The 17,929-nt window shown below is 68.8% G+C and carries 23 protein-coding genes and 1 pseudogene; 16 read left to right on the top strand and 8 right to left on the bottom strand.

Annotated elements, in window-relative coordinates; genetic code table 11:
* The first annotated feature begins 243 nt into the window (after positions 1-243).
* The 5 genes from queC (at position 244) to AC07N1_RS17855 (ending at position 3,261) form a co-directional block, all read left to right on the top strand.
* Positions 244-1,023 carry a 7-cyano-7-deazaguanine synthase QueC gene (gene queC, locus AC07N1_RS17835; protein ID WP_494673001.1) on the top strand — a complete coding sequence of 260 codons (780 nt, stop codon included), beginning with the start codon at positions 244-246 and terminating at the stop codon, positions 1,021-1,023.
* Positions 1,024-1,152: 129 nt separating this feature from the next.
* Entirely contained in the window at positions 1,153-1,785 is a 633-nt protein-coding gene (queE, locus tag AC07N1_RS17840; protein WP_494673002.1) for a 7-carboxy-7-deazaguanine synthase, read from the top strand.
* 72 nt (positions 1,786-1,857) lie between these two features.
* Positions 1,858-2,226 carry a 6-pyruvoyl trahydropterin synthase family protein gene (locus AC07N1_RS17845; protein ID WP_494600570.1) on the top strand — a complete coding sequence of 123 codons (369 nt, stop codon included), beginning with the start codon at positions 1,858-1,860 and terminating at the stop codon, positions 2,224-2,226.
* A gap of 98 nt (positions 2,227-2,324) precedes the next feature.
* The gene (locus tag AC07N1_RS17850) at positions 2,325-2,798 is read left to right on the top strand and encodes a recombinase family protein (protein WP_494673003.1); all 474 of its coding nucleotides are present in this window, start codon (positions 2,325-2,327) and stop codon (positions 2,796-2,798) included.
* A gap of 67 nt (positions 2,799-2,865) precedes the next feature.
* Positions 2,866-3,261, top strand: coding sequence for a YciI family protein (locus AC07N1_RS17855; protein ID WP_494673004.1), 396 nt, complete (start codon positions 2,866-2,868; stop codon positions 3,259-3,261).
* Positions 3,262-3,326: 65 nt separating this feature from the next.
* Here AC07N1_RS17855 and AC07N1_RS17860 read toward each other — a convergent pair whose 3' ends face one another.
* Positions 3,327-3,557 carry a hypothetical protein gene (locus AC07N1_RS17860; protein WP_494673005.1) on the bottom strand — a complete coding sequence of 77 codons (231 nt, stop codon included), beginning with the start codon at positions 3,555-3,557 and terminating at the stop codon, positions 3,327-3,329.
* 253 nt (positions 3,558-3,810) lie between these two features.
* Between AC07N1_RS17860 and AC07N1_RS17865 the strand changes: the two genes are divergently transcribed.
* Positions 3,811-4,005 (top strand): hypothetical protein, encoded by a 195-nt coding sequence (locus AC07N1_RS17865; RefSeq protein ID WP_494673006.1) that lies wholly within the window; start codon positions 3,811-3,813, stop codon positions 4,003-4,005.
* Between the two features lie 137 nt (positions 4,006-4,142).
* Here AC07N1_RS17865 and aroC read toward each other — a convergent pair whose 3' ends face one another.
* The 4 genes from aroC to argH form a co-directional block, all read right to left on the bottom strand.
* Positions 4,143-5,270, bottom strand: coding sequence for a chorismate synthase (gene aroC / locus AC07N1_RS17870; RefSeq protein WP_494673007.1), 1,128 nt, complete (start codon positions 5,268-5,270; stop codon positions 4,143-4,145).
* A 200-nt stretch (positions 5,271-5,470) separates the two neighbouring features.
* Positions 5,471-6,736 carry a diaminopimelate decarboxylase gene (gene lysA / locus AC07N1_RS17875; protein WP_494673008.1) on the bottom strand — a complete coding sequence of 422 codons (1,266 nt, stop codon included), beginning with the start codon at positions 6,734-6,736 and terminating at the stop codon, positions 5,471-5,473.
* Between the two features lie 149 nt (positions 6,737-6,885).
* Entirely contained in the window at positions 6,886-7,200 is a 315-nt protein-coding gene (locus AC07N1_RS17880; RefSeq protein WP_494673009.1) for a hypothetical protein, read from the bottom strand.
* Entirely contained in the window at positions 7,197-8,615 is a 1,419-nt protein-coding gene (gene argH / locus AC07N1_RS17885) for an argininosuccinate lyase (protein WP_494673010.1), read from the bottom strand. The genes AC07N1_RS17880 and argH overlap by 4 nt, the downstream gene beginning before the upstream one ends.
* On the opposite strand from argH, the gene AC07N1_RS17890 reads away from it, so the two are divergent.
* The 6 genes from AC07N1_RS17890 to AC07N1_RS17915 all read left to right on the top strand — a co-directional run bounded on the left by AC07N1_RS17890 (position 8,616) and on the right by AC07N1_RS17915 (position 13,220).
* Positions 8,616-9,242, top strand: a complete 627-nt coding sequence (locus AC07N1_RS17890; RefSeq protein WP_494673011.1) for a TlpA family protein disulfide reductase — start codon at positions 8,616-8,618, stop codon at positions 9,240-9,242.
* Positions 9,239-9,979: a GNAT family N-acetyltransferase gene (locus AC07N1_RS17895; protein ID WP_494673012.1), complete on the top strand. Its 741-nt coding sequence runs from the start codon at positions 9,239-9,241 to the stop codon at positions 9,977-9,979. The genes AC07N1_RS17890 and AC07N1_RS17895 overlap by 4 nt, the downstream gene beginning before the upstream one ends.
* Before the next feature lie 76 nt (positions 9,980-10,055).
* Positions 10,056-10,589, top strand: a complete 534-nt coding sequence (locus tag AC07N1_RS17900; protein WP_494673013.1) for a CcdC protein domain-containing protein — start codon at positions 10,056-10,058, stop codon at positions 10,587-10,589.
* 432 nt (positions 10,590-11,021) lie between these two features.
* Positions 11,022-12,233, top strand: coding sequence for an acyltransferase family protein (locus AC07N1_RS17905; protein ID WP_494673014.1), 1,212 nt, complete (start codon positions 11,022-11,024; stop codon positions 12,231-12,233).
* A gap of 32 nt (positions 12,234-12,265) precedes the next feature.
* On the top strand, positions 12,266-12,898 hold the full coding sequence (locus AC07N1_RS17910; protein WP_494673015.1) for a hypothetical protein: 633 nt from the start codon (positions 12,266-12,268) through the stop codon (positions 12,896-12,898).
* Positions 12,899-12,905: 7 nt separating this feature from the next.
* Positions 12,906-13,220 (top strand): winged helix-turn-helix domain-containing protein, encoded by a 315-nt coding sequence (locus AC07N1_RS17915; protein WP_494673016.1) that lies wholly within the window; start codon positions 12,906-12,908, stop codon positions 13,218-13,220.
* Here AC07N1_RS17915 and gluQRS read toward each other — a convergent pair.
* Positions 13,217-14,059 (bottom strand): tRNA glutamyl-Q(34) synthetase GluQRS, encoded by an 843-nt coding sequence (gene gluQRS, locus AC07N1_RS17920; protein ID WP_494673017.1) that lies wholly within the window; start codon positions 14,057-14,059, stop codon positions 13,217-13,219. The two genes, AC07N1_RS17915 and gluQRS, sit on opposite strands and share 4 nt — an antisense overlap.
* A gap of 154 nt (positions 14,060-14,213) precedes the next feature.
* Complete coding sequence (locus AC07N1_RS17925; RefSeq protein ID WP_494673018.1) at positions 14,214-14,837, bottom strand: TetR/AcrR family transcriptional regulator; 624 nt, start codon at positions 14,835-14,837, stop codon at positions 14,214-14,216.
* Between the two features lie 477 nt (positions 14,838-15,314).
* On the opposite strand from AC07N1_RS17925, the gene greA reads away from it, so the two are divergent.
* From greA to AC07N1_RS17945, 4 genes and pseudogenes are all read left to right on the top strand, one after another.
* Complete coding sequence (greA, locus tag AC07N1_RS17930) at positions 15,315-15,794, top strand: transcription elongation factor GreA (RefSeq protein ID WP_494673019.1); 480 nt, start codon at positions 15,315-15,317, stop codon at positions 15,792-15,794.
* Positions 15,795-15,818: 24 nt separating this feature from the next.
* A pseudogene (locus AC07N1_RS17935) lies at positions 15,819-15,905 on the top strand (hypothetical protein); the annotation flags it as partial.
* Between the two features lie 60 nt (positions 15,906-15,965).
* Entirely contained in the window at positions 15,966-16,616 is a 651-nt protein-coding gene (locus tag AC07N1_RS17940; protein ID WP_494673020.1) for a DNA-3-methyladenine glycosylase family protein, read from the top strand.
* Positions 16,617-16,787: 171 nt separating this feature from the next.
* Complete coding sequence (locus AC07N1_RS17945; RefSeq protein ID WP_487288647.1) at positions 16,788-17,351, top strand: HNH endonuclease; 564 nt, start codon at positions 16,788-16,790, stop codon at positions 17,349-17,351.
* 259 nt (positions 17,352-17,610) lie between these two features.
* Here the strand turns inward: AC07N1_RS17945 and AC07N1_RS17950 are convergent, their stop codons facing one another.
* Positions 17,611-17,739, bottom strand: coding sequence for a hypothetical protein (locus AC07N1_RS17950; protein ID WP_494673021.1), 129 nt, complete (start codon positions 17,737-17,739; stop codon positions 17,611-17,613).
* Positions 17,740-17,929 lie beyond the last annotated feature (190 nt).

A 17,929-nucleotide genomic window follows, 5' to 3' on the forward strand; every position in this document is an offset into this window, starting at 1 on the left:
CAACGTCATCTGTTGCGCCGAAAACTCGCTTCTTAGAAATTTAGAAAAGAAGGTTTGCCGGGTGACGCAAGGTCATCCGTGGCGGTATGCTGAAAACAGGGAGAAAATCTGCTCCCCGCACGCTGTATCTTGTCGCATTCCCGTAAAAGGTACAGTGGGAAAACGCCGGTCCGCGAGGCCTGGGCCGCGCCTTCGCCGCGCGCCGGCGTTCCAGCCGGGGGCAAGGTCGTGTAGAGGAGCGGCATGTCCGCATCATTCACGCCTTCCGCGCCCTCGGGCGCCGCCCTGGTGCTGTTCTCCGGCGGCCAGGACTCCAGCGTCTGCCTGGCCTGGGCGCTCGAGCGCTATGCGCGCGTCGAGACCTTGGGCTTCGACTACGGCCAGCGCCATTCGATCGAGATGGAGGCCCGCCAGGCCGTCCGTCACCAGGTCGCCGCCCGCTTTCCGCACTGGGCCGATCGCCTGGGCGAGGACCACGTCCTGGATATCCGCAGCTTCGGCGCCGTCGCCGAGTCGGCCCTGACCGCCGACCGCGCCATCGAGATGACCGAGCGCGGCCTGCCGTCGACCTTCGTCCCCGGCCGCAACCTGGTGTTCCTGATCTACGCCGCGGCCCTGGCCGACCGTCGGGGCATCGAGGCCCTGGTCGGCGGCATGTGCGAGACCGACTTCTCGGGCTATCCCGACTGCCGCCGCGACACGCTGGACGCCATGCAGAGCGCCATGAACCTCGGCATGGACAGGAGTTTCCGCGTCGAGACCCCGCTGATGTATCTCACCAAGGCCCAGACCTGGGCCCTGGCCAAGCAGCTCGGCGGCGAGGACCTGGTCGACCTGATCGTGGTCGAGAGCCACACCTGCTACCAGGGCGAACGCGGCGAACTACACCCGTGGGGCCACGGCTGCGGCGAATGCCCGGCCTGTGAACTGCGCGAGAAGGGCTATGTCGAATGGGACGCGGCCGGTCGTCTTCCGCCACCTTCTCCCCTTGCGGGAGAAGGTGGCGGCGAAGCCGTCGGATGAGGGGTCTCTCAAACCGATGACGCTGCGCCCGATCGTTCCGCCCTACGCGGCGGATATCGCCATCAACCCCTCACCCGACGGTCCTCCGGACCGCCACCCTCTCCCGCAAGGGGAGAGGGGAGGGCCTCAATGACCTACACCGTCAAGGAAATCTTCCTCACCCTGCAAGGCGAAGGCGGCCAGGCGGGCAAGGCCGCCGTGTTCTGCCGGTTCGCCGGCTGCAACCTGTGGACCGGTCGCGAGCAGGACCGCCACAAGGCCGTCTGCACCTTCTGCGACACCGACTTCGTCGGTACGGACGGGGAGGGCGGCGGCAAGTTCGCCACAGCCGACGCCTTGGCCGATGCGGTCGAGGCCGCCTGGACCGGCGGTCCCAACGACCGGCTGGTGGTCTGCACCGGCGGCGAGCCGCTGCTGCAGCTGGACGACGCCGCCATCGCCGCCCTGCACGCCCGCGGTTTCCAGATCGCCTGCGAGAGCAATGGCACGGTGGTCGCGCCCGAAGGCATCGACTGGGTGTGCATCAGCCCCAAGGCCGACGCGCCGGTCGTGCAGACCCGCGGCCAGGAGCTGAAGCTGGTGTTCCCGCAGGAAAAGGCCATGCCGGAACGCTTCGAGAGCCTGGATTTCGAGCGCTTCTATCTCCAGCCGATGGACGGCCCGGACCGCGACGCAAACACGCAATTGGCCGTCGCCTATTGCCTTTCCCACCCTCAATGGCGTTTAAGCGTCCAGACACACAAGTATCTCGGCCTGCCCTGACGGATAAGGCGCTCGGTTTGGTGACAGGACCGTTGCGCTAGAGCCTCCCAGGCCTAGTCATAAAAGAAGTCCATGTCCGAACCCGTCTTCGAGATCACGAAGGCCGCGCATTTCGATGCGGCCCACTATATTGAGCAAGGCTCCGACGATCATCGCTATCGCCGGCTGCACGGCCACTCGTTCCGCGTCGAGGCCAGCGTGCGCGGCACGATGCAGGCCGCCGGCTGGGTGGCCGACCTGGAGAGCCTGGACGTCGCCCTCAAGGCGGTCGCCACCGAGCTCGACCACGGCCTGCTCAACGACCGCCCCGGCCTGGAAAGCCCGACCCTGGAGCGGATCTGCCTCTATTTCGCCGAGCGCCTTAAGCCGCAGTTCCCCGGCCTGTCGCGCGTGGTGCTGTCGCGCCCGACCATCGGCGAAAGCTGCGCGCTGACGCTGTAAGGAACCTCCCCCTCTGGGGGAGGTTCGATTATCCCCGACTTTGACGCCGCCGCCCTCTGGCGCGGCGGCGCGGAGTTCGTCACACAGCGCCCATGCGCATGATCGGCTACTTCCGGGTTCCGCCCGTTCGCGGCGCGACCTTCGACGGTCCCCTGGCGGAGAAACTGACCGCCGCCGGCTGCGAGGCGCTGCACCACGACGCCTGCTACGCCCTGGCCGTGCACAAGCCGGGGCTGGACGCGGCGATCGCTTCGGCGCGGCCCGGCGATCTGCTGGTGGTCCCCAGCCTGCACGCCTTCGCCGCACACCTGGTCGACCTGCTGCAGGTGCTGGGCAAGGTCCAGGCGGCCGGCCTCTATCTGATGACGCTGAGCGAGGGGATCGACACCCGCATGCCGGGCGCGTTCTTCACGGTCTGCGCCCAACTCGCCCAGTTCAACGACCAGACCCGCATGGTCCGCACCGCCGAAGAGAAGATCGTCCGCCTGGGCCGTCCGCGTCCCGCGACGCCGGAGTCTGAGCCTGAAGGGGATGCGTCGGAAGCGGTCGCAGAGGCTCCGCCCGAAGCCTGAGTCCTCTTTCCAGAGAACGCCGGTCGGGCTACCCCTTGCGCCCATAAGCGCCTCGGGAGGCCTCGCCGTGCTCTACGCCATCCTCTGCTACAACGATCAGGACCTGGTCTCGAACTGGACCCCGGCCGAAGACGCGGCCGTGATGGAAAAGCTGTCGGTCGTGCATGACCGGCTCTACGCCGAGGGCAAGCTGGGGCCGGCCGGTCGCCTGGGCTTCACCGGCTCGGCCAAGACCCTGGTCAAGGGCCAGGAGCCGCCGATCGTCATGGACGGCCCCTACGCCGAGACCAAGGAAGCCATGCTCGGCTTCTACATCGTCGACTGCGCCTCGATGGACGAGGCCCTCGACGTGGCCCGCGACCTGGGCGAGGCCAATCCGACGGGAGCCTACGAGATCCGCCCGCTGTCGCTGTATCTCCAGGGCCTGGCCGTGGGCGACCAACTGCCCCAGGCGGCGGAGTAGGGGCCCTCGGCCGGCTCCCCAGATCCTCCCCCTCTGGGGGAGGTGGCCCGAAGGGCCGGAGGGGGTCAGCCCCGCTGGGCCTTTTTCCACTCGCGGAATTCGCGCTTTTCGCGGTCCTTCTTGCTTTCGCCGGGGATCACCGCCTTGCCGGCGCCGACCACGACCTTGCCGGTCGTGCCGACCACGGCTCCGGCCGTGCCGACGGCCGCCCCGGCCACGGCGCCGGCCAGGCACCCCTGGGCGCCGACCGCGACGGCCATGAGAGCGGGAACGAGAAGCAGGCGGGAAACGCGCATGAGAAGAAACTCGCGGAACAAGGGTTCGCCGGTTCTAGCCGAATAAAGGTTTACGATCTCCGCGTCGCAAGGTCGCTGTCATCTGGCCGACTTTTCAGGTCTTGGAGTCTGTAGGCCGACAGTTCTCGTGGCAAAATTGCGTCGGCGCAGCTTGATTAAGGTTTGTAAACGAAAAAATCAGGAACGAGTCCTAAAGTTCGGCTGTTGGTTGGTCGAATGATAGAGACTTGAACCGATGCCCCGCCGAGAAGACATGATCAAGCAAGAGGCCCAGGCGCTGTGGCGAGAGCTGCACGGCGAGCCTGCGCCCGACCTCAGCGGGCCTGAACTGCTTGACAAAATATGTCGAGATCTTGACGTCGCCGACTACGACCGCGTCCAGTCGCCGTTCCTGCGTCCGTCGATGATCCTGCGTCCGGAAGACTGGCCGGAGCGGCGGGAGGGATAGCCGTCCCTAGCAGGGAGGCGGCGCCGGACTCCCTCAGTCGCTCCGCGACAGCTCCCCCAGAGGGGGAGCATCTCAACAACCAGATCCTCCCCCTGTGGGGGAGGTGGCCCGGAGGGCCGGAGGGGGCCGCGTAGCGGCTAGACCCGCTCCCCGCCGCCGCCTGGCAGCAACGCTCCGCCGCCGGTCTGGCCGCGATGGCGCAGGAAGGCGTCGGCCAGCACGCAGGCGGTCATGGCTTCCACCACCGGCACGCCGCGAATACCGACGCACGGATCGTGACGGCCCTTGGTGCGCAGGTCGATCTCCTCGCCGGCCTCGTTGAGGGTCTGGCGGGGGATCAGGATCGAGGAGGTCGGCTTGAAGGCCACGCGGGCTGTCACCGGTTGGCCGGTCGAGAGGCCGCCCAGTACGCCGCCGGCGTGGTTGGACAGGAACTCCGGCTGGCCGTTGGGGCCAAGGCGCATCATGTCGGCGTTGTCCTCGCCGGTCAGGGCGGCGCTGTCGAAGCCCTCGCCGATCTCCACGCCCTTGGCGGCGTTGATCGACATCAGGGCCGCGGCCAGTTCAGCGTCGAGCTTGCCGTACAGCGGCGCGCCCCAGCCGGCCGGCACGCCGACGGCTTCGACTTCCACCACGGCCCCGGTCGAGGAGCCAGCCTTGCGGATCTTTTCCAGGTGCTCTTCCCACACCGGAATGATCGCCGCATCCGGCGACCAGTAGGGGTTTTCTTCGGTCTGCGCCCAATCCCAGTTGCCGCGATCGATCTTGTACGGCCCGATCTGCACCAGGGCCGCGCGCACCAGGACGCCCGGGATCACCAGCCGGGCCACAGCGCCCGCCGCCACCCGCGCGGCGGTCTCCCGCGCCGAGCTGCGCCCGCCGCCGCGATAGTCGCGCACGCCGTACTTGGCGAAATAGGGATAGTCGGCGTGACCGGGGCGGAAGGCCTGGGCGATCTCGCCGTAGTCCTTGGAGCGCTGGTCGGTGTTCTCGATCATCAGGCTGATCGGCGTGCCGGTCGTGCGCTGGCCGCCGGTGCGCTCGTCCTCGAACACGCCCGACAGGATCTTTACCGCGTCCGGTTCCTGGCGCTGGGTGACGAACTTGCCGTTGCCCGGCCGGCGCTTGTCGAGGAAGCCCTGGATCATCTCGGCGGTCAGCAGGATGCCCGGCGGCACGCCGTCCACGACGCAGCCGAGGGCGGGCCCGTGGCTCTCGCCCCAGGTGGTGACGCGGAACAGGTGACCGAAGGTGTTGTGCGACATGGCGAGGCTTCTAGCCGAAACGGCTTATCGGGGCGAGACTTTGCAGGCGGTGTGCCGAAAGCGCTGATGGTGGGCAAAAACTTGCTGCGGTGCGTGATCCTCGTCCTTCGACAAGCTCAGGATGAGGATCAGAAAGCGACCTTGCAGTAGAAAACCTCACCCTGAGCTTGTCGAAGGGCGAGGTTTTCGAATCCGCAGCGCTAGACCCAGTCCGGAACCAGGTCCCGGGCCAGCATCTCTTCGTAGGTCGGGCGCTTGCGGATCACGGCGTAGCGATCGCCGTCGACCAGCACCTCGGGCACCAGCGGGCGGGTGTTGTACTCGCTCGCCATGGCCGAGCCGTAGGCCCCGGCCGACATGAAGGCCACCAGGTCGCCCGGGCCGAAGACCGGCAGGGCGCGGTCGCGGGTGAAGGTGTCGCCGGTCTCGCAGACCGGGCCGACCACGTCGTAGACGGTCTCGCCGTCACGCGGCAGCACCGGCCGGATGTCGTGGAAGGCGTCGTACATGGCTGGACGCACCAGGTCGTTCATGGCCGCGTCGATGACCAGGAACTTGCGGCCTTCCGGACGCTCGTGGACGTGGATGACTTCGCTGACCATCACGCCGGCGTTGGCGGCGATGACGCGGCCCGGCTCGAAGGCCAGCTTCACCGGCAGGCCCTTGGTCACCTCGGCCACCATGGCGGCGAAATCGGCCGGCGCGGGCGGTTCGGGATGGTTGAAATAGGGCACGCCCAGGCCGCCGCCCAGGTCCAGGCGCTCGACCGACAGGCCCTCGCCCAGCAACTGCTCGACCAGGCCCCGCATCTTGGTGAAGGCCGCGCGCATGGGCTCCAGATCGGTGATCTGGCTGCCGATGTGGCAAGCGACCCCGATCGGCTGCAGGGCGGCGTTGTTGCTGGCGTTCGCATACAGACGGGCGGCTTCGGCGAACGAGACGCCGAACTTGTTCTCCGACTTGCCAGTGGCGATCTTGGCGTGGCCGCCGGCCGCGACATCCGGATTGACCCGGAAGGCGATCTTGGCCCGCACGCCCAGCTCGGCGGCGACCTGAGCGATCAGCTCCATCTCCGGCTCGGACTCGACGTTGATCTCGGCGACGCCGGCCTTCAGCGCGAAGGCGATCTCCTCGCGCTTCTTGCCCACGCCCGAGAACACGATGCGCTCGCCGGGGATGCCGGCGGCCAGGGCGCGGCGCACCTCGCCTTCCGACACCGTGTCGGCGCCGGCGCCCAGGTCGCCCAGCACCTTCAGCACCGCCACGTTCGAATTGGCCTTCACCGCATAGGCCACCAGCGGATCGACGACGCCGGCCTGCACCAGGGCGTCGCGGAACACCGTGAAGTGCCGCTCCAGCGTGGCGCGGGAATAGACGTAGACGGGCGTGCCGACCTCGGCCGCGATCCTGGCCAGGGGGGCGCCTTCGCAGGCCAGGCCCTCGGGGCCGTATTCGAAGTGGTTCACTGTAGAGCTTTCGGTGGTGTTGTAGCGCGGCCCTGCGTCCTTCGAGGCTCGGCTGCGCCTCGCACCTCAGGATGAGGATCGTGTTGCACTGAATTCCTCATCCTGAGGCGCCCGCGCAGCGGGCCTCGAAGGACGCAGGGCGCTTCGGATCAGTTCGGCGTCGAGGACGGGAAGCCGGCGGCGGACGGGCCGCTGAACGGGTCGGACGGCGCGCTGCGCAGCGGGGCGGCGCGGGTCGTGCGGTTGCTCGACGCCGGGTCGATGTTCTCCTGAGTGCCGTTCGGGCGGGCCGGCTGGTTGGCCTGGGCCGAGGCTTCGCGGCGCTTGGAGGCTTCGGCCGCCTTCTTCTCGGGACCCCACAGCGGCGCGGGACGCTCCAGCTCGGCCTGCTTGCCGCAGGCTGAGAGGGCGGCGCCGGTCAGGCCCAGGGCGGCGATGGCGAGCAGCGTGGCGGGACGGATCATGCCAGGGTTTCCTTCCAACGCGCGATCTGGGCGCGGACCTGGGCGGGGGCGGTCCCGCCATAGCTCATGCGGCTGGCCGCCGAGGCGGCCGGGGTGAGGACGGCGTAAACCCCGTCGGTGATCCGCGGCTCGATGGCCTGGAATTCGGCCAGCGACAGGTCCGACAGATCCACGCCCTTGGTCTCGGCGGCTTTCACGGCCGAGCCTGTCACGTGGTGGGCGTCACGGAAAGGCATGTTCAGTTCGCGCACCAGCCAGTCGGCCAGATCGGTGGCGGTCGAGAAGCCGGCGCCGGCGGCGGCGGCCATCTTCTCGGTGTTGGGCGTCAGGTCGGCGATCATGCCGGCCATGGCCAGCAGGGACAGTTCCAGGGCGTCGAAGGCCTCGAAGGTCGGGACCTTGTCCTCCTGCATGTCCTTCGAATAGGCCAGCGGCAGGCCCTTCATGACCACGGTCAGGGTGGTCAGGCTGCCCAGGATCCGGCCGACCTTGGCGCGGATCAGCTCGGCCGCGTCGGGGTTCTTCTTCTGCGGCATGATCGAGCTGCCGGTCGTGAAGGCGTCGGTCAGCTTGATGAAGCCGAACATCGGCGTCGTCCACAGCACGATCTCCTCGGCCAGGCGCGACAGGTGCGTGGCGGTGATCGAGGCGGCCGACAGGGCCTCCAGCGCGAAGTCGCGCGAGGAGACGCTGTCCAGCGAGTTGGCGGTCGGGCGGTCGAAGCCCAGCGAGGCGGCCGTCTGGTGACGGTCGATCGGGAAGGGCGAGCCGGCCAGGGCGGCCGCGCCCAGCGGGCACTCGTTCATCCGGGCGCGGGCGTCGCGGAAGCGGCCGGCGTCGCGGCCGAACATCTCGACATAGGCCATCAGGTGGTGGCCGAAGGTCACCGGCTGGGCCGGCTGCAGGTGGGTGAAGCCCGGCATCAGGGCGTCGGCATAGGTCTCGGCCTGGGCCAGCAGGGCCTTCTGGAGGGCGACCAGCTGGGCGGCCGAGCGGTCGGCGGCGTCTCGCACCCACAGGCGGAAGTCGACGGCCACCTGGTCGTTGCGCGAGCGGGCGGTGTGCAGCCGGCCGGCCGTCGGGCCGATCAGCTCGCGCAGCCGCGCCTCGATGTTCATGTGGATGTCTTCGTACTCGTCGCGGAACGGGAAGGTCCCGGTGGCCAGTTCGTCCTCGATCCTGGCCAGGCCTTCGAGGATTTCCTCGCCGTCGCTGCTTGCAATGACGCCTTGGGTGATCAACATCCGCGCGTGGGCGCGGCTGCCCGCCAGGTCCTGCGCCCAGAGGCGCTTGTCGAAGCCGATGGAGACGTTGATCGCCTGCATCAGTTCCGCCGGCTTGGCCGAGAACCGTCCGCCCCACATGGCTTGGCCCTGGCCGTTCGCGGCGGGCGTTTTGGAGGCGGTGTCGGTCATATGAGCGAAGTCCAGTCGAAGGTGGTGACCAAGCCGAAGCCCGGCCCCCTGAAATGGGCCATCGGCGCCGTCATGCTCGTCGGCGTCGTCGGCGTCCTATACGTCATCGCCCAGGCTTCGTTCAAACCCGCAGAAGCCGCCGACCTCACGGAATTCAAGAAGGCGTCCCTAGCAAAGCTGGACGTGCCCAAGTCGCCGCGCGGCGCGCCGGCCACCGTCTTCACCGACATGGCCGGAAAACCGCACACTTTGGCCGACTTCAAGGGGCAGGTCGTGGTCATGAACCTGTGGGCCACCTGGTGCGCGCCCTGCAAGAAGGAGATGCCCACCCTGGCCAAGCTGGCGGGGGCCTACGCCACACAGCCGGTCAAGGTGCTGCCGGTCAGCATGGACCGCGACGACGACGTCAACCTGATCCACGCCGAGATGGCCAAGAACCCGCCGCTCGTCTCGTTCCGCGACAAGTCCTACAAGCTGTCGTTCGACCTGGAGCCGCGCGCGGCCGGCTATCCGACCACGGTGATCTACGACAAGCAGGGCCGCGAGCGGGCCCGCATCGCCGGCGAGGCCGACTGGTCCAGCCCCGAGGCCCGCGGCCTGGTCGAAGCCCTGCTGAAAGAGAAATGAGCCCCGACGTTCTCGAACCGATCGCCGACGGCGCCTGGCCGGCCCGCGAGCGGGAGCGCCTGGGCGGCTGGCGGCTGAACGCGACCGACGGCTTCTCGCTGCGCATCAACGCCTGCTGGCCCCTGAGCGAGCCCGATTGCGATCCCGAGGCCGCCATCGACGCGGTCGAGGCCTTCTACGCGGCGCGCGGCCTGCCCATGCGGTTCAAGCTGACCGAGGGCATGACGGCGCCGGCCGACCTCGCCGAACGCCTGGCCCGCCGTGGCTACGAGGCGCATGGCGAGACCCTGGTGATGACCGGCGCCGTCGCCGGCGCGGCCGATCCGGACGTGACCCTGTCGACCGCGCCCGATCCGGCCTTCGAGGCGGTGCTGGTCGCCTCGGCCAAGGGAAACCTGGCCGACGCCCGTGAGCGGCTGGAGGCCCTGGCCCGCATCCCGGCCCCGGCCCGATTCGCCCGGCTGGCCGTGGACGGCCGCGCGGCCGCCCTGGGCGCCTGCGCGGTCGATGGCGAGGCGGTCGGGATCTTCGGCATGCGCACCGATCCCGACTTCCGCCGCCGGGGCCTGGCCCGCCGGGTGCTCGACGCGCTGCTGGTCGAGGCCCAGGGACTGGGCGCGCGCACCGCCTATCTGCAGGTCGAGGCCGCCAATGCGCCGGCCATCGTCCTCTACGCGGCGCGCGGTTTTTCGACGGCCTACCGCTATCGCTACTGGAGCAGGCCCGCTCGCGATTGACGAGAGCGCCGGTTTGAGGTGCTCATCCGCTCCGGGGAAGCGGCGCGTGGCCGCGTGCGTATTTGGGGGAACGGCCGTGGATCACGGAAACCAGAAACTGATCAGCTACGGGATCACGGCGGCGGTGGTGGCCATCGTCTTCGCCCTGCGCTTCCGCGCCATGAACAAGGAGCGGCGGCTGAAGCTGGAGTTCATGTGGATCCTGCCGGCGATCATGGTCGCCGCCACGGTCTTCCTGTTCGTGCAGTTCACGCCGCATGGGACCGACTGGCTGTGGCTGGGCCTGATCTTCGCCGTCGGCGCGACGATCGGCTGGTGGCGCGGCCGCCTGATCCCGATCGCCATCGACCCCGACACCCACGAGCTCAACACCAAGCCCTCGCCGGCGGCGATCCTGTTCCTGCTGGGCCTGTTCGTGGTGCGCTTCGCCCTGAAGGCCTTCCTCGAATCCGAGGCCCAGGCCTGGCACATCAACGCCGTGCTGCTGACCGACGGCTTCGTGGTCCTGGGCGTGGGCCTGTTCGCCGTCTCGCGCCTGGAGATGGCCCTGCGCGCCATCGGCCTGCTGCGGGCGGCCCGCGCGACCAAGGCGGCGCAGGCGACGGCTTAGGGCGGATCGACAATCTCGAACCGGAGCTCTTCCCTCATTGGTCCTCGCGCAGGCTTGGGACGAGGGATGTGAGCTTAGGCTTGAATCTCTGATGATCGCCTTCCTGGGCCTTGTGCCCAGGATCCATGGTTCAGCCGCTCAAGCCTTGCAGAACGACAAAGGTCTGAGAGGTCGCCAGCATGGGCCCTCGCCACAAGGGCGAGGGAGGCGGTTTTGAGTGATGCCCCGTGATGTCTTGCATCCGCGCCGACATCGATCAGAAAGCGCCCCAGCCTCGATGCTGAACGTCGATCCGCCCCGGGCTGCGCCAATTCTCCAATGATCCCCGTCCCGCGCTCAATCGAGTTTCGAACGCCGTTCTCTAACTAGTTTACAAAACAAACTAGTTGATACAATTTGCCGCTCGCCACCGAGACGGGTGGGGAGGAAGCCATGCACGCGCCGCTCAAGACCCTGGAGAGACCGGTCGTCGCCGACGGTCGCAACGCCCCGATCGGCGCCCTGCGCGCCTTCGTCACCCTGCTGGTGATCGCCCACCACACGGCGATGACCTACCACCCCTACGCGCCGGCCCCGAAGGCGTTCGACGCCCCGCCGATCCTGTGGGCGGCCTTTCCGGTCGTCGATCCGCAGAAGGTCGGGGCGTTCGGGATCCTGACCCTGGTCAACGACATGTTCTTCATGTCGCTGATGTTCTTCATCTCCGGCCTGTTCGTCTCCCAAGGCCTGCGGGCCAGGGGCGCGGGCGGCTTCCTGAAGGGGCGGGCGCTGCGCCTGGGGATCCCGTTCGTGATCGGCACCGGCCTGCTGGCGCCGCTGGCCTACTATCCCGCCTGGCTGCAGTCGGGCGGCGCGCTGTCGCTGGGCGCCTTCGCGCAGGCCTGGACCCACCTGCCGTTCTGGCCCAGCGGACCGGCCTGGTTCCTGTGGGTGCTGCTGGCCTTCGGCGCGATCGTCACGGCGCTGCACGCCCTGGTCCCCGGCGCGATCGACGCCCTCGGACGCCTGGCCAAGGGGGCGCAGGCCAGGCCCGGCCGGTTCTTCCTGGGCCTCGTCGCCGTCAGCCTCGCGGCCTACCTGCCGCTGTCGATGACGACGCCGTTCGGCCACTGGACGATGATCGGACCGTTCACGGTGCAGACCGCCCGCATCGGCCACTACCTCGTCTACTTCCTGGCGGGCGTCGCCGTCGGCGCGGCCGGCGTCGGCCAGGGGCTGACCGATCCTGACGGCAAGCTGGCTCGCCGCTGGTGGCTCTGGCAGCTGGCCCCGATCGCGCCGATCGTCGGCGGGGTGGCGACCCTGATCGTGGCCTTCTCGCCCAACCCGCCGCCCAGGGTGTTCCTGGACCTGTTCGGCGGACTGATGTTCGCCCTCGGCTGCGCGGCCCTGTCTTTCGCCGCCCTGGCGACCTTCCTGCGCTTCGTCCGCAGGACCGGCCCGATCGGCGCCAGCCTTCAGGCCAACGCCTACGGCATGTACCTGCTGCACTACGTCTTCACCTCGTGGCTGGCCTGGATGCTGCTGCCCGCCGCCTGGGGCGGCCTGGCCAAGGGCGCGGCGGTGTTCGTCGGGGCGACGGCGCTCAGCTGGCTGCTGACCGTGGCCCTGCGCCGCATGCCGCTGTTGGGACGAATCCTTTGACCCTGCATGATGTTCGCGACGGAGCCGCGCCCATGAACGACAAGCTGAAGACGGTGCAGGACGACCTGGCCTTCCTGCGCGGCATCGCCGAGGGCGGCGCCGAGCGGGGCGGGTTCGGCGTCGCCGGTGGGGCCCTCTACGGCTCGGCCGGCCTGCTCTACGGAATCCAGACCCTGGTCTACTTCGCCCAGGAGAAGGGCGTCGTGTCGCTGGGAGGGCTGGGCAACCTGATCCTGGCCTGGCTGCCGACGCTGATCTTCGTGGTGCTGATGACGATCGTGATCGTGGTCGAGCGCAGGAAGCCCAAGGGCGGCGTCGCCCACCGGGCCATCAACGCCGCCTTCGCTGGGGCGGGCCTGGCCAACCTGGCGCTGATCATCGTCTTCGCCGTGGCCGCCGCCCGCAATCACGACTTCCGCTACTGGCTGTTTCATCCGGCGGTGGTGTTCGTGATGCAGGGCGCGGTCTGGTACGCCGTCTTCGCCCTGCGCAAGCGCGCCTGGATGCTGGTCGTCTCGCTGGGCTGGCTGGCCTCGGGCGTCGCCCTGGGCCTGCTGGTCGACCGGGCGGACCTCTACCTGCTGATCGCCAGCGTGGGGCTGTTCGGCTTCATGATGGTCCCCGGCTTCTTCCTGATGCGCCAAGCCCAGCGCGCGGCGGCCTGAGGCGGGCGTGGCGGAACGGTTCGACATCAGCGGGCTCGACGACGTCATCCACGGTCGGGTGCGGCTGGGCATCGTCGCCTATCTGGCAAGCGCCGAGGTCGCCGAGTTCACCGAGCTGAAAAACCTGCTGGAGGTCACCCAGGGCAACCTCTCCATCCACCTGCGCAAGCTGGAGGAGGCCGACTACGTCTCGATCGACAAGAGCTTCGTCGGCCGAAAACCCCTGACCCGCGTGCGCCTGACCGACACCGGCCGGGCGGCCTTCGCCCGCTATCTGAAGGCCATGGGGCAGCTGGTGGAGCAGGCGGGGGGAGGCGGCTAGACGCCCATCTCCGTCCGCAGCGCCCGCGGCGTCACGCCGGCGGCGCGCAACTCGCGCAGCGTCTGGGCCTTGTCGCGCTTGGCGTAGCGCTTGCCGTCCGGGCCGACCAGCAGGCCGTGGTGGCGATAGGTCGGGACGGGGAGATCCAGTAGGGCCTGCAGCAGGCGCTGGATGTGGGCGGCCTCGAACAGGTCGTGGCCGCGGATGACGTGGGTGATCCCCTGCAAGGCGTCGTCCAGCACCACGGCCAGGTGATAGGCGACGCCGACGTCCTTGCGGGCCAGCACGATGTCGCCAGCGGTTTCGGGGCGCGCCTTGATCAGCCCGGTCTCGCCCTCGGGACCGGCGCCCTCCTCGACGAAGCTCAGGCCCTCGAAGCCGCCCAGCGTCGCTTGCGCGGCGTCCAGCGACAGCCGCCAGGCGAAGGCCTCGCCGCGCGCCAGGCGTTCGGCCTCTTCGGCTTCGGGCAGGGGCGCGCCGCGATAGGCGATGGCCGGCTCGTGCGGCGCGCGGCCTATGTCGAGCTCCTTGCGGGTCTTGAAGCAGCGATAGACGAGGCCCCGCTGCCGCAGGGCGTCGATGGCGGCGTGGTAGTCGGCCAGGTGCTCGGACTGGCGGCGGACAGGCTGCTCCCATTCCAGCCCCAGCCAGGCCAGGTCCTCCAGGATCGCCGCCTCGTAGTCCGGCCGGCTGCGGGTGGCGTCGATGTCCTCGATGCGCAGCACGAAGCGGCCGCCGGCTTCCTGAGCGGCCTGGAAGGCCGTCAGCGCCGAGAAAGCGTGGCCGCGATGCAGATGACCGGTGGGGGAGGGGGCGAACCGGGTGGCGAAGGGGCGCATCAAACTCCTCCCTCGCGAAGCGGGGGAGGTGGCGCGCTGCGGATACGCGGCGTGACGGAGGGGGCGAGTTCAAGCGCGGCGCCCAGTCCCGCCCCCTCCACCACTTCGTGGTCCCCCTCCCCCGTTGCACGGGGGAGGAGCGGTGATCCCCAGATCATCCGCGATCGAACTTGGCGAACATGCCCAGGTGGTCGAACACCGCCTTCAGGAAGGCTTCCTCGCCGCCCAGCATGGCCTTCAGGCCGGCGAACTGCTTGAAGCCGCTCATTTCGGCGAGGCCATGGCCGGCGCACCAGGCGGCGATGGTCGCCAGCTCCAGGTCGATCTCCGAGACGCCGGGGCCGGCCTGGTGGGCGATGGTGTTGCGCACCTGGCAGTAGGCCCCTTCCTCCTTCATCTGGTCGGGCAGGGCGTCCTTGTCGCGCGAGCAGTCGTACATCACCCGGTAGAGCGCGGGGTTGTCGCGGGCGAAGGTGACATAGGCCACGCCCAGGTTGGTCATCCGCCGGCGGTCGTCGTCGCTGTCCTGGCGGGCCTTCATCAGCGCCGCGTCGAGCTCGACCCAGCCCTCGTGGGCCACGGCGTCGAGCAGTTGGCCCTTGTCCTTGAAGTGGTGGTAGGGCGCGGCCGGGCTGACCCCGGCCTCGCGGGCCACCGCGCGCAGCGACAGGGCCGCAGGGCCGTCGGTCTCGAGGATCCGCCGGGCGGCCTCGACGAGGGCGCGGCTGAGATCGCCATGGTGATAGGGGCGGGCGGCTTCGGGCGAGGCGAGAGTCATCGAAAGGCACTCTATCCCTTACGTAGCGAAAATTCATCCAAACATTGTCAAGATATCTTGACGTCGCTCAGATCCGTGTTATCTAAGCATCGTTCAGATGGATCGGCCAACCAAGAGACCGCCGCTGGACCACGCTGGCCGAGGGGGTCGGCGCGAACCAAACTTCAAGGATGTGTGTCATGACCAACCGTAGCTTCGAAGCCTTCGAAGGCATCTTCGACCGCGTCGCCATCGGCTATTTCCTGGTGGCTGCTCTCGCCGTCGCCGGCGCCGTGCTGGCGATCGCGCTGTAAGGACGAAATGTCCGTCGCGGCCGTCCCGGCCTGTCCGGGGACGGCCGCCGGGGTGCGCCGCCCGACTTGATCCCCATCTTGATCGGAGCGCCATGCTCGGCCATAGCCGGGCCGGCGGAACGACCCGCGACACCTCGGGTTTCCGTCTGATGATCCTGCTTTCCCAAATTCCGCGAGACGCCCGATGAGCGTGGCCTTCACCAAGGAAGGCGACGCCGAGGCCTTCGCCGCCGACCTTCCCGACCGTCCGATCTCGACCCAGCCCAATCTCGTCACGGCCGAAGGCCTGGCGATGATCGAGGCCGAGTTCGCCGCCGCCCGCGCCGCCTATGCCGCGGCCCAGGCCGCCGGCGGCGTCGCGGAGGATCGCACCGCCATGGCCCGCGCCACCCGCGACCTGCGCTACTGGTCGGCCCGCCGCGCCACCGCCCAGCCGGTCGAACGCGACGCCGAGCGCACCAGCGTGCAGTTCGGCGACACGGTGACCTTCGACCGCGAGGACGGCCGCACCCAGACCTTCCGCATCGTCGGCGAGGATGAGGCCGATCCGGCCAAGGGTTCGGTCTCCTACGTCTCGCCCCTGGCCCGCGCCCTGATGGGCAAGGGCGTCGGCGACACCGCCATGGTGGCCGGCGGCGAGGTCGAGATCGTCGCCATCGGCTGAGATCGTGCGTCCTTCGAGGCTCGGCTGCGCCTCGCGCCTCAGGATGAGGACGCTGGTTGCGCGGATTTCCTCATCCTGAGGCGCCCGCGCCAGCGGGCCTCGAAGGACGCACGGCCTGCGACCGCAAGTTTCGGATTGCCAGCGATCCCCGGCGAGGGCTTCCTCGCCGGCGTGATATCCGCTTCTGCTCCCACCCCCGACCTGATCGCCGCCGCCCGCGCCCACCTGGCGCAGGCCGACCCGCTGTTCGGCCGCCTGGAGGCCGTCACCCCGGTCTTCGAATGGCGGCTGCGGCCCGGCGGCTTCGCCGGCCTGGCTCGCATGATCGTCGAGCAGCAGATCTCGGTGGCCGCCGCGGCCTCGATCTGGGCGCGGGTGCAGGCGGGCCTGCCCGACATGACGCCGCACGCCCTGATGGCCCTGGACGATCCCGCGCTCAAGGGTTTTGGCCTGTCGCGACCCAAGGTGCGCTACCTGCGCGAGATCGCCGACGCGCACCTGACGGGCGCCTGCGACTTCGACGCCCTCAAGGCCCTGCCCGACGCCGAGGCCGTGGCGGCCCTGGTCGCCATCAAGGGCGTGGGCCGCTGGACGGCCGAGACCTTCCTGATGTTCTGCGAGGGCCGCATCGACGTCTTCCCCGGCGGCGACGTCGCCTTGCAGGAAGCCATGCGCTGGGCCGACGGGCTGGAGGTTCGTCCCAACGAGAAGGCCGCCTATGTTCGCGCCGAGGCCTGGAAGCCCTATCGCGGCGTGGCGGCGCATCTTCTGTGGGCGTGCTATGGCGGCGTTCGGCGCGGCGAGATCATCCTGACGGCGTAGGGGGCGAACTTTCGCAAGCTTCGTCTTGGTTCTGTCGCTGATTGGGATCATCCTTTCGGTGCGTCCGGGAATGAATGGCGATTCCCTGATTTGCGTAGGAAGGAGGCCCGTCTTCAGTCCGACCGCGTACCAGCCCCATAGGGACCTTGTCGGTCCCATGAGCGGGAGGCCCTGATGCAGGTGCTGACCCGCCCCCCGTCCGGCATGCCGGCGCTCGTGCTCAACGCCGACTATCGGCCGCTGAGCTATTACCCGCTTTCTCTCTGGCCGTGGCAGGAGGTGATCAAGGCGGTGTTCCTCGACCGCGTCGACGTCGTCTCGACCTACGACCACGTGGTCCATTCGCCGTCCTTCGAGATGAAGCTGCCCAGCGTGGTGTCGCTGAAGCAGTACGTGCCGCAGGAGCGGCCGCCGGCCTTCACCCGCTTCAACCTGTTCCTGCGCGACAGCTTCAGCTGCCAGTACTGCGCCTCGCCCGAGGACCTGACCTTCGACCACGTGATCCCCCGCTCGCGCGGCGGCCGCACCACCTGGGAGAACATCGTCACCGCCTGCGCGCCCTGCAACCTGGCCAAGGGCGGGCGCACCCCGCGCGAGGCGGGCATGCACCCGTTCCACACGGCGCGCCGGCCCTCGATGCACGAACTCCAGGACCGCGGCCGCAAGTTCCCGCCCGGCCACCTTCACGCCAGCTGGCTCGACTATCTCTACTGGGACATCGAGCTGGAATCGTAGGTGCGAGCCTTCTCCCCTTGCGGGAGAAGGTGGCGGCCGAAGGCCGTCGGATGAGGGGTCTCTCAGACTTGAGACGCCTCACCCGGCCTGTCCGCCCCACGCGGCTTCGATTTTTGAGAGACCCCTCACCCGACCCGCTACGCGGGCCACCCTCTCCCGCAAGGGGAGAGGGATACGGCATTGCTGGAAAAAGCCTGGGTCCCCGCTTTCGCGGGGATTTTACGGGGAAGGGAGCAGCGTGCGCCCTGGATCGAGCCCTCTAATCCCGGAAATAGCTGCGGCGACGGTCGCGGCCGCGCGGGCGGCGGCGCAGGCGGGGCTCGATGCTGGGCCAGATCAGCAGCGCCAGCAGGGCCACGATGACCAAGGTTGGGAACAGCGGTGACATGAGCCCAGAACGCGCCTGACGTAGAAGGGCTGCCAGGGTTCCGCGATTTTGCGCTGCAAACAAGAGTAAATTTCGTGACGACAGCCGAGTGCTGGAAAAGACCGCTTCGGTCACTATATGGCCTTGTTTGCAAGGCTGGCGGCGAAGTTTGACGCCGACTTCCGGCGGGGCCGCTCGGCGCCAGATTTTG

The sequence above is a fragment of the Caulobacter sp. GW821-FHT09B11 genome (assembly GCF_059418205.1).